Raw genomic sequence first — 9371 nt, forward strand, 5'->3', positions numbered from 1 at the left:
GTCGTTCCACGCCACCATCGCGGCGGCGAGCAGTTGCGGCTTGGCCGGGAAGTACCGGTACAGGGTGCCGAGCGCCACTCCGGAACGCTCGGCCACGTCCCGCATCTGGATGCTGTCCGGGCCCGTCTCCTCGAGCATCGCGACGACGGCCTCGGTGATCCGGTCACGTCGCCGCAACTGCGCGGGCGTCATGTCGTCCGGGCTCATGGGCACGCCGGCGGCTGCGGAACTCACCCGCGCAGACTAGCGTGCCCCCGCGGCAGCGACGCCGGGGTCACAGCCCGAGGTTCGTCGCGACGATTGTCTTCATGACCTCGCCGGCGCCTCTCCTCCGGGATACGGAAGCCTGGTGACGCCGAGACCGCCGCCGCCGCCGCGTCGCACCCCGGGCCGGCACGGTCGCGACCGGCAGTCCCGGTCAGTGAAATAGAATTGTGTTCTACTTCTAGAGGTCCTGTATTCCAGAAGTGGGGTACTTGAACGAGCACCGTCCTGGGTCGAATGACCAGCGAGCCCCGGATAGGGAGGAACGTGATTCTATTGAATGCGCCCCCGGGGCGGCTACGCTGCGAGGCGGACACCCGGCAGCCTTCCCGGCACCGAGCACCCGAAATCGTGCGCTTCCCGTCGACGGGATCGACCACCGGAGGTGCGAGCCGCCCTGCAGGACAGTCCGGGCCCGTGCGGGCCACTCGTCCCCGGCCCACGAGGCCGGCATCCACCGAAGCAAGGAGACGCCGTGAGTGACACCGACCTGACCGGCCGCACCGCCGTGGTGACGGGAGCCGGGTCCGGCCTGGGCCGGGCCGAGGCACTGGCACTCGCCGAACGGGGCGCGGCTGTCGTCGTGAACGACATCGGAGCCGCTGCACACACCGTCGCCGCCGAGATCGAGGAGCGAGGCGGCAGGGCGATCGCCGTGGAAGGTGACGTCGGAACCTGGTCGATCGGCGACCGTCTCGTCGACGCGGCCGTCGACCAGTTCGGCAGCCTCGACGTCGTCGTGAACAACGCCGGCATCATCCGTGACGCGATGCTGGTCACCATGACCGAAGCGATGTGGGACGACGTGATCCGGGTGCACCTGAAGGGGCATGCGGCACTGACCACCGCGGCGGCGAGATACTGGCGTGCGCAGTCGAAGTCGTCGGACTCCCCGGTGTACGGACGGCTGATCAACACCACGTCGGAGGCGTTCCTCTTCGGTGGGGCGGGGCAATCGAACTACGCCGCCGCCAAGTCCGGGATCGTCGCCCTCACCCTGGCCGCGGCACAGGGGTTGTCCCGCTACGGGGTCACCGCCAACGCCATCGCCCCGAGAGCCCGCACGGAGATGACCGCGCACGTCTTCGACGAAGACCCGTCCGGTTCGCCCGTGGACATCCTGGCTCCCGAGCGGGTGGCAACCTTCGTCGCCTACCTGGCGTGCCCGGCGTCGAGCCGCGTGAACGGGCAGGTCTTCGTCGTCTACGGTGACATGGTGGCACTGATGGCGCCGCCGGTGGTGGAGAACCGATTCACCGCCGGCTCCGGGGTCTTCACCGTCGACGAACTCGACGCGCAGGTCTCCGGATACTTCGCCGATCGTCCCGCCGACCGTACATTCTCCGCCCGCAGCGTCGCAGCCCTGGACACCACCGGCGTGCGCACCAAGCTGGCGTGACGGCATTCCGCCGAGGCGGGGAGAACGCCGGTGTTCCGCATAGCGCACCAAGCAAGTGCTAGGTAATGTGAGGCGAAGGAGGCCAGACATTGACTGTGATGCATAGTGACCCGATTCCGTTGCCGGACATGCCGCGCGAGCAGCGCCCCAGTGTCGCAGAGCGGTTCACCCAGATCCTCGACGTCTTCGCGTCCGGTCCCGACCGGATGTTCCTCGAGGAGATCACGGCCGCCACCGGGTTGCCCCGCTCGACCGTCTTCCGTCTCCTCACCCAGCTCGTCGACCTGCACTGGGTCGAACACGACTCCCGCGGATACGGCCCCGGTCTGCGGATGCAGACGATGGCCCGGCCCCGGGACTACTCGCAGCTGCGCGCCGCGGCCGCGGGGATGCTCAACGACCTGCAGATCGGCACGGGCGGTGTCGCGCACCTGACCGTGCTCGAAGGCTCGTCCGTGTACTTCCTCGACCGGATCGGGGGCGCGGCCAGCGCGGGCATCCCCTCCCAGGTGGCGACCCGGCTGCCGGCCGAGAGCACCGTCAGCGGACGGGCGCTGCTCGCCGCCCTCGAGCCGGAGCGGGTCGACGCACTCATGACGGCGGGACCGCACGTGCGGTCCCGGGCCGACCTGTCGGCCCTGCACGAGCGCCTGAACCGCGTGCGCCAGCGGCAGGGTCTCGCGTTCGTGCCCGGCCACTCGTGCCCGATGTCCATCAGCGCCGTCGCCGCACCGGTCGTCGGCCCCGACGGCGTCGTGGGCGCGATCTCGGTGGCGTGCCGCGGAACGGTCGAACTCGCCCACATCGCGCCGATGGTCTGGGCCGCCGCTCGCCGCACCTCACAGGTGCTCACTCCCGGCCGGTCCGGTTCCACCGCGCGCACCCGCCTGTCGCACCGAACACGCGTGGGTGTCGCGAACTAGAACGGGGGCGGCGCGCCGGAGGTCGTCCGGCGCGCCGCGAATTCACTCTTCCCGCAGGCTGTTCCGCCGGCGGGCACTGCTCATGTCTCGACGCGGACGAACACTCCCCGCGCCTCGACCGTGCGCTCACCGCGGCACTCGATCCAGCCCTCGGCGACGGTCTTCCGGCCCTCGGTCTCGACGATCCGCGAGTACAGATCCAGCGGCTCGTCGAGCGGCGTGCGCCGCAGGTAGCGCAGGTCGAGCGACGCCGTCAGCGAACGGCTGCCCCGGGCCTGCATGAGGGTGCCGAGCATGCAGTCCAGCAGGTGGGCGCTGAACCCGCCGTGCACGCTGTCCGGCGGGCCCTCGTGCAGGGCGTTCGCGACCAGCCGGGCCCGCGCCTCGTCCGCGCCGAAGTGGATCTCGAGCGGAATGCCCATCGGGTTGTGGGTGAACAGCGCCCACGGCTCGCGCCCGCCCGTGTCCCGGGACCGCGACGGTCCGTCGAACGGGGGACGCAGCACCCGCGGACGCGGCCGGCTGCCGAGGGTCTCGGCCAGTTCGGCGATCGCTGCGCGGGCGGCGCGGACGGTGTCGGCGTCCGCCGTCGTGGTCGCCGCGGCCAGCATCAGCGCGCGGGTCGCGGCGACGAGCTCCGCGGTCGCCTCCCGCAGGTCCGCGGGCACATCGACGGTACGGGTCATCGGGAGCCTCCTCCGGCGCCCCGGCGCGCGAGCGCCCGGCCGATGCCGCGCCCGGCGCCGGTGACGAGCGTCGGGCGCCCGGCGGTCGTCACGCGGGTGCCCCGATCCGGGGCGCAGACCCGAGGACGTCGCCCAGCGCGGCCGCCGTGGCGTCCGCGCCGCCGAGGGTGAAGCACAACTGCCGTCCCCACAGGAAGTAGCGGTGGATCGGGTAGTCCACGTCCGCACCGATACCGCCGTGCAGGTGCTGCGTCGCGTGGACCACCCGCAGACCGCCTCGTGACGCCCACCATTTGGCGACGAGAACCGCGGATTCGGCCTCCTGCTCCCGTCCGGCGTCGAGCAGCCACGCCGCCCGCCGGGTGGTGAGCCGGATCGCCTCGGTGTCGAGGTAGGCATCGGCCGCGCGCACCGCCACCGCCTGGTTGGTCGACAGTGGCCGGCCGAATTGAATTCGCTGCGAGGTGTATTCGGCCGTCGTCTGCAGCGCCTGTTCGCACACGCCCAGCTGCACCGCGGCGAGCGCGAGCTGGATCCGGCGGCGCACCCAGGCGACCGTCTCCGCGCCGTCGCCCGGCAGACGATCGACTGCGGGCACGACGACGTCGTCGAACCGGACATTGGCGAAGCTGCCCCGGTCGGTCGCGGCGACCGGTTCCACCGTGACGCCGTCCGCCCCGGTCGGTATCACCACGACGGCGAGCGAACCGTCGTCGCACCGGACCGGAACGGTCGCCGCGGCGGCCACGGCCGCGGCGGGCACACCGGCGACGGTTCCGCTGACGACCAGGTCGTCGCCCTTGCTCACCGCCGACAGCGACGTGAGTTCACCGTAGGGGGCGTCGAATGCCGCGACGATCGGCCGGGAGCCGTCGACGATGCCGGGGACCAGGCGTTCGACCTGCTCGGCCGTGCCGAACCGGACGATCGCCGAGGCGGCCGCCGTCACCGACCACAGCGGTACCGGCGCCACGTGCCGGCCCTGCTGCTCGAGCACGGTGATCAGGCCGAGCAGACCCATCCCGGCGCCCCCGGACTCCTCCGGCACCGCGATGCCGAGCAGGCCCGCGTCGGCGAGGGCACCCCACAGCGTCGCGTCGAAACCGCCCTCGTTCTGCTCCACCTCGACGACCCGCTCCACCGGCGCGAGCTGCCGGAAGAGCTGGGACGCCAGATCCTGCACACTCGTCAGGTCCTCGTCGAGTTCGAAATCCATGTCAGCTCCTCGTGCTGGTGGGGGCGTCGGTGCGGCGACGGGCGGCGAGCGTCATGCCGAGGCACTTGGCGGCGACGATCTCGCGCATCACCTCGTTGGTGCCGCCGCCGAACGTGTTGTTCTGGGCTCTGCGCGCCAGGGTTTCGACGCGTCCCTCGACGACGGCTCCGGGGCTGCCGGGCCGCAGCAGGCCACGGACACCGAGGATCTCCTGCATCTTGCCGTAGGCGGTGACGACCGCCTCGGTGCCGAAGATCTTGGCGGCCGCGGAGTCACCGCCGCCGAGGGTGTTCGCGGCGACGTCCGCGACGAGCCGGAGGTTGACGAGGTCGGCGGCACTGAGCAGTGCGTACGTCTCCGCCAGATTGGTACGTACCCAGGGCAGGTCGTAGACGGTCCCGGCGCCCAGGGGCTCGGACTGTGCCCAGGCGAGCACGGCGTCGTACAGCTCGTTCGCGATGCCGCCGCGGGCCGCGAGCGCGACCCGCTCGTGGTTGAGCTGGTTGGTGATCAGGCCCCAGCCCTGGTTCAGCTCGCCCACGACGTTGGTCAGCGGCACGCGGACGTCGTCGTAGTAGGTGGCGGAGGTGCTGATGCCACCGACGGTGTGGATCTCGGTCACCGAGAACCCGGGCGCCGACGTCGGTACCAGCACCACCGAGATGCCCTGGTGCCGCGGCGCGTCCGGATCGGTGCGGACGGCCAGCCAGATCCAGTCCGCGTAGACGCCGGCGCTGGTGAAGATCTTGTTGCCGTTGATGACCAGTTCGTCGCCCTCGATGCGGGCGCGGGTCTGCAGCGAGGCGAGGTCGGTGCCCGCGTTCGGTTCGGTGTAGCCGATGGCGAAGATCAGTTCACCGGCCAGGATCGGCGGCAGGAAGAAGTCCTTCTGCGCCTGGGTCCCGTGCTTCATCAGCGCCGGCGCGACGGTGTTGAGGGTGACCAGCGACAGCGGTGCACCGGCGCGGATCACCTCGTCGTAGAACACGTACAGGGCCTCGGGATCCTCTCCCCGGCCGCCGTATTCGGTGGGCCAGCCGAGACCGAGCCACCCGTCGCGGCCCATCCGTCGCAGGATGCGGTCGAACACGGGTCCGCCCTCGGTCTGGTCGACGAGGGCGCGCCGGTCGTCGTCGTCGATGATCTCGGCGAAGTAGTTGCGTAGTTCGGTGCGGAGCCGACGGGAATCGTCGGACAGTTCCGGGTGCATAGCCCCTCCAGGTGGATGTGGTGTGGTCGGTGTCAGCGCGGCAGTCCCAGCACGCGACGGGCGATCACGTTCAGCTGGATCTCGATGGTGCCGCCGCCGAAGAGCACCGCGGGCAGACCGAGGTGGTCGAGCATGTGGCCGTCGTCGTCGGCGGCGCCGAGCGGACCGAGCAGCGAGACCAGTCCGCGCGAGCCGTCGCGTTGGGCGAGGGCGCTGAAGACCTTCTGCACGCTGATCTCCGCCCCGGCGTCGAGACCGGACAACCGGCGCAGCACGCTGCGCAGGTTCATCGCCGACAGGGCCATCTCACGGCCGGTGTTGCGGCCGAGGACGCGCAGTGCGTCGTCGCGGGCGGCGGCGTAGCGGCCCGACTCGACGACGTCGCGCACCCGCGCGGCCGCACCGTGCGCGAGCTGTGCGCCCATGCTGAGCCGTTCGTTGGCGAGGGTGGTCACCGCGAGGCGCCAGCCCTGCCCCGGTTCCGAGACCAGGCAGTCGTCGGGGACGAAGACGTCGTCGAAGAACACCTCGTTGAACTCCGCCCGCCCGGTCGCCTGTCGCAGTGGCCGCACGTCGAGCCCCTCGCTGCGCATGTCGACGAGGAAGTACGAGATGCCCTCGTGCTTGGGCGCCTCGGGATCGGTGCGAGCCAGGCAGATTCCCCAATCCGCCTCGTGGGCCATCGAATTCCACACCTTCTGTCCGGTGAGGACCCAACCGCCGTCCACCTTGCGGGCGCGGGTGGACAACCCGGCGAGGTCCGAGCCGGCGCCCGGCTCGCTGAACAACTGGCACCAGACGATCTCGCCGCGCAGGGTGGGGGTGACGAAACGCCGCTGCTGGTCCTCGGTGCCGTGCCGCAGCAGGGTGGGCAGGGCCCACTCGCCGATGACGGTGGTCGGTAGTTCGAGGCCGCGGCGCGCGAATTCGTCCGCGATCACGGCCTGTTCGTGCGGTCCGGCCGCGAGGCCGTAGGGCCGGGGATAGTGCGGCGCGACGAGTCCGGCCTCGGCGAGGCGGGCGCGACGTGCCCCGCCGCGTGCCGGCGCCCAGCCGTCGCTGCGCACCGCGTCGTCCGGCAGTGCCCGTACCTCGTCGAGGACGGCGCCGACCTGCGCACGCAGCTCCGGTAGCGCATCGGCTTCGACGAAGGAGAAGTCGCGCTCGCCCGACAGCGCGAGCTCACCGAGCCGGCGTGCCCAGACGTCCTCCGGGCCGGCGACGGAGGCGATCGACAGTGCCCGTCGCCAGTACAGGTGCGCGTCGTGTTCCCAGGTGAAGCCGATACCGCCGAGCAACGTGACGCATTCGAGCGCCACGTCGACGGCCGCCGGCACCGCCGTCAGCCCCGCCTGCGCTGCCGCGAGACGCTGCTGCTCCCGGTCCTGGCGCACCGCGCGGGCGGCGTCCCACGCCGCCGCGCGGGCGATCTCGCTGCGCACCAGCATCATCGCGGCCTTGTGCTGCACGGCCTGGAAACTGCCCACGGGGCGGCCGAACTGGTGACGGTTGCGGACGTGGTCGACGGCGGTGTCCAGTGCCCACGCCGCGATTCCGGCGGCCTCGGCGCCGAGCACCGTGTTGCCGATCAGCTGCACGTCGTCGTCGGCGATCGCCGGGAGCAGGTCCTCGGGTGTGATCGCCGCTGCGGACAGCCGCAGTCGTCCCACTGACCGGGTGAGGTCCACGCCGTCGGCGACCTCGACCTCCCCGGCCGCGGACGGCAACCGGAACCACACGGGCGCGCCGTCGGCGGTGGCGCGCACGATCACCTCGTCGGCGCCCGGCAACCCGAGCACCGGCTCGGAGACACCGGTGACCGTCCATCCCCGCCCCGACGCGGTCGCGACGAGGCCGGGGGTGGTGACGGCGGCGCCGGTCGCGCCCTCGGCGAACCGCCGCAGCAGGTCCGCGACGAGGCCCTCGGGCGGGAGGGTGGCGACCAACGCCCCGGCCAGTACGGTCGGCACCCACGGGCCGGGAAGGAGGGCGCGGCCGAACTGCTCCGCCACGACCGCGAGTTCCGGCAGTCCCGCCCCACCGCCGCCGTGCTCCTCGGGCAGGTACAGGGCGTGCAGGCCCTGCGCGACGCACGCATCCCAGATCTCCGGCCGCTTGCCCGCCGCCAGGTCGGCGAATGCGGCGCGGGTGCGTTCGATCGGGGCGTGGCGACGGGCGAGGCCCGCGACGGAGTCGGCGAGGTCGCGGTGGTCGGCGTCGAGTGCGATCGTCATGGCCTACATCCGTTCCAGAATCATGCACGTCGTGGCGGCGGACGCGCAGATGGCGATCATCGCGACCTGCCGGTCCCGGCGTTCGAGCTCGTCGATCGCGGTGGCCAGCAACCGGATTCCCGTCGCGCCGGCCGGGTGGCCGAGGGCGATGGCACCGCCGCCGACGTTGAGCACGTCCGGGTCGACCTCGAGCACCTCGGCGAACGACATCGGCACGGCCGCGAAGGCTTCGTTGACCTCGAACAGGTCCACGTCGGCGACCGTCATCCCGGTGCGGTCGAACAGCATCTGCGCCGCGGCCACCGGGCCGTCGAGCATGAACTCGGTGTCGCCGCCGATGACGCACTGCGCGAGCAGCCGGGCCCGCGGCGCCGCGCCGAGTTCTCGTGCCCTGTCCTCGGACATCAGGACCGCGGCGCTCGCGCCGTCGGACACCTGCGACGAGGTGCCGGCGGTGTGCAGGCCGCCTTCGATCGTGGGACGCAACCGCGCGAGCGCCTCCGTGCTGGTCTCGCGCAGTCCCTGGTCCCGGGTGACGGTGGTGCTGCCGTCGTCGCCGGGGACGGCGACGGGGATGATCTGCCGGTCGAACCACCCGGCGTCCCAGGCGTCGCGCGCCCGTTGCTGCGACCTCAGGCCGAACGCGTCGAGGTCCTCGCGGGCGAAGCCGCGGTGCCGGGCGATGCGGTCGGCCGCGGTGTACTGGTCGGGGGTGTCCACCGACCACGACGCCGGTCGCGGGGTGCCGGCGCCGGTGCCGACCTTGTAGGTGAGCGGGACCCGCGACATCAGCTCGACGCCGCACGCCAGGCCGACCTCGAGGGTGCCGAGCGCGATCTGCCCGGCGACGAGATGCACCGCCTGCAGCGCGGTGCCGCACTGGGCGTCGATGGTGGTGGTCCCGGTGTGGGAGGGCAGGCCGGCGTGCATCCACGCGGTGCGGGTGATGTTGCCGAACTGCTCCCCGATCGGGGTGACACACCCGCCGACGGCCTGCTCGACGAGGGCGGCGTCGAGGCCGAGCCGGTCGAGCACGCCGCGTTGCGCGAGTCCGAGCAGCTCGGCGGCATGCAGGCCGGAGATCCAGCCGTCGCGCTTGCCGAAGGGGGTGCGTGCGGCATCGACGATCACGGGTTTCATGCGGGTACCTCCGGTCGGGTCCACTGTCGATTGTCGAGCCCGTGGACTTCGAGCCCTGATTCGTCGACCAGGCCGGGGCCGGCGGTGATCCGGCCGGTGAAACGGGACGGCACGACGGTCACCGCCACTTCGCGGCGAAGGCGTGGATCGCGCCGGTCACGCGGGTGACCTCCTCGTCGGAGAGCCCGTGACTCATGCCCAGCGTCATGCCGCGTTCGAACACCGCATCGGCCTCGGGCAGCCCCTCGTCGGGCACGCGGTGCTCGACGCCCGCCATCATGGGATGGCGGGGGGTGGTG

At 72.0% G+C, this 9371-nt stretch carries 8 protein-coding genes and 1 pseudogene; 2 read left to right on the plus strand and 7 right to left on the minus strand.

Features of this window, described 5'->3' with window-relative positions:
* On the minus strand, positions 1-192 hold a 192-nt coding region (locus OEY_RS28375), incomplete at its 3' end, for a TetR family transcriptional regulator (RefSeq protein ID WP_010594063.1).
* A gap of 547 nt (positions 193-739) precedes the next feature.
* Here OEY_RS28375 and OEY_RS0111710 point away from each other — a divergent pair.
* Both OEY_RS0111710 and OEY_RS0111715 read left to right on the plus strand, forming a co-directional pair.
* Positions 740-1663, plus strand: coding sequence for an SDR family NAD(P)-dependent oxidoreductase (locus OEY_RS0111710; protein ID WP_010594064.1), 924 nt, complete (start codon positions 740-742; stop codon positions 1661-1663).
* 98 nt (positions 1664-1761) lie between these two features.
* Positions 1762-2586 (plus strand): IclR family transcriptional regulator, encoded by an 825-nt coding sequence (locus OEY_RS0111715; RefSeq protein WP_010594065.1) that lies wholly within the window; start codon positions 1762-1764, stop codon positions 2584-2586.
* A gap of 80 nt (positions 2587-2666) precedes the next feature.
* Here OEY_RS0111715 and OEY_RS0111720 read toward each other — a convergent pair whose 3' ends face one another.
* The 6 genes and pseudogenes from OEY_RS0111720 to OEY_RS29785 all read right to left on the minus strand — a co-directional run.
* Positions 2667-3272, minus strand: a complete 606-nt coding sequence (locus OEY_RS0111720; RefSeq protein ID WP_010594066.1) for a PaaI family thioesterase — start codon at positions 3270-3272, stop codon at positions 2667-2669.
* A gap of 88 nt (positions 3273-3360) precedes the next feature.
* Positions 3361-4488: an acyl-CoA dehydrogenase family protein gene (locus OEY_RS0111725; RefSeq protein WP_010594067.1), complete on the minus strand. Its 1128-nt coding sequence runs from the start codon at positions 4486-4488 to the stop codon at positions 3361-3363.
* Between the two features lies 1 nt (position 4489).
* On the minus strand, positions 4490-5698 hold the full coding sequence (locus OEY_RS0111730; protein WP_003938756.1) for an acyl-CoA dehydrogenase family protein: 1209 nt from the start codon (positions 5696-5698) through the stop codon (positions 4490-4492).
* Between the two features lie 32 nt (positions 5699-5730).
* Positions 5731-7932, minus strand: a complete 2202-nt coding sequence (locus tag OEY_RS0111735; protein ID WP_010594068.1) for an acyl-CoA dehydrogenase — start codon at positions 7930-7932, stop codon at positions 5731-5733.
* Positions 7933-7935: 3 nt separating this feature from the next.
* On the minus strand, positions 7936-9072 hold the full coding sequence (locus tag OEY_RS0111740; RefSeq protein ID WP_010594069.1) for a steroid 3-ketoacyl-CoA thiolase: 1137 nt from the start codon (positions 9070-9072) through the stop codon (positions 7936-7938).
* A 118-nt stretch (positions 9073-9190) separates the two neighbouring features.
* Positions 9191-9371 (minus strand): annotated as a pseudogene (locus tag OEY_RS29785) (DegT/DnrJ/EryC1/StrS family aminotransferase); the annotation flags it as partial.

Source organism: Rhodococcus sp. P14 (genome assembly GCF_000256505.1).
In the GTDB taxonomy this organism is placed as follows: Bacteria; Actinomycetota; Actinomycetes; order Mycobacteriales; family Mycobacteriaceae; genus Rhodococcus; species Rhodococcus ruber.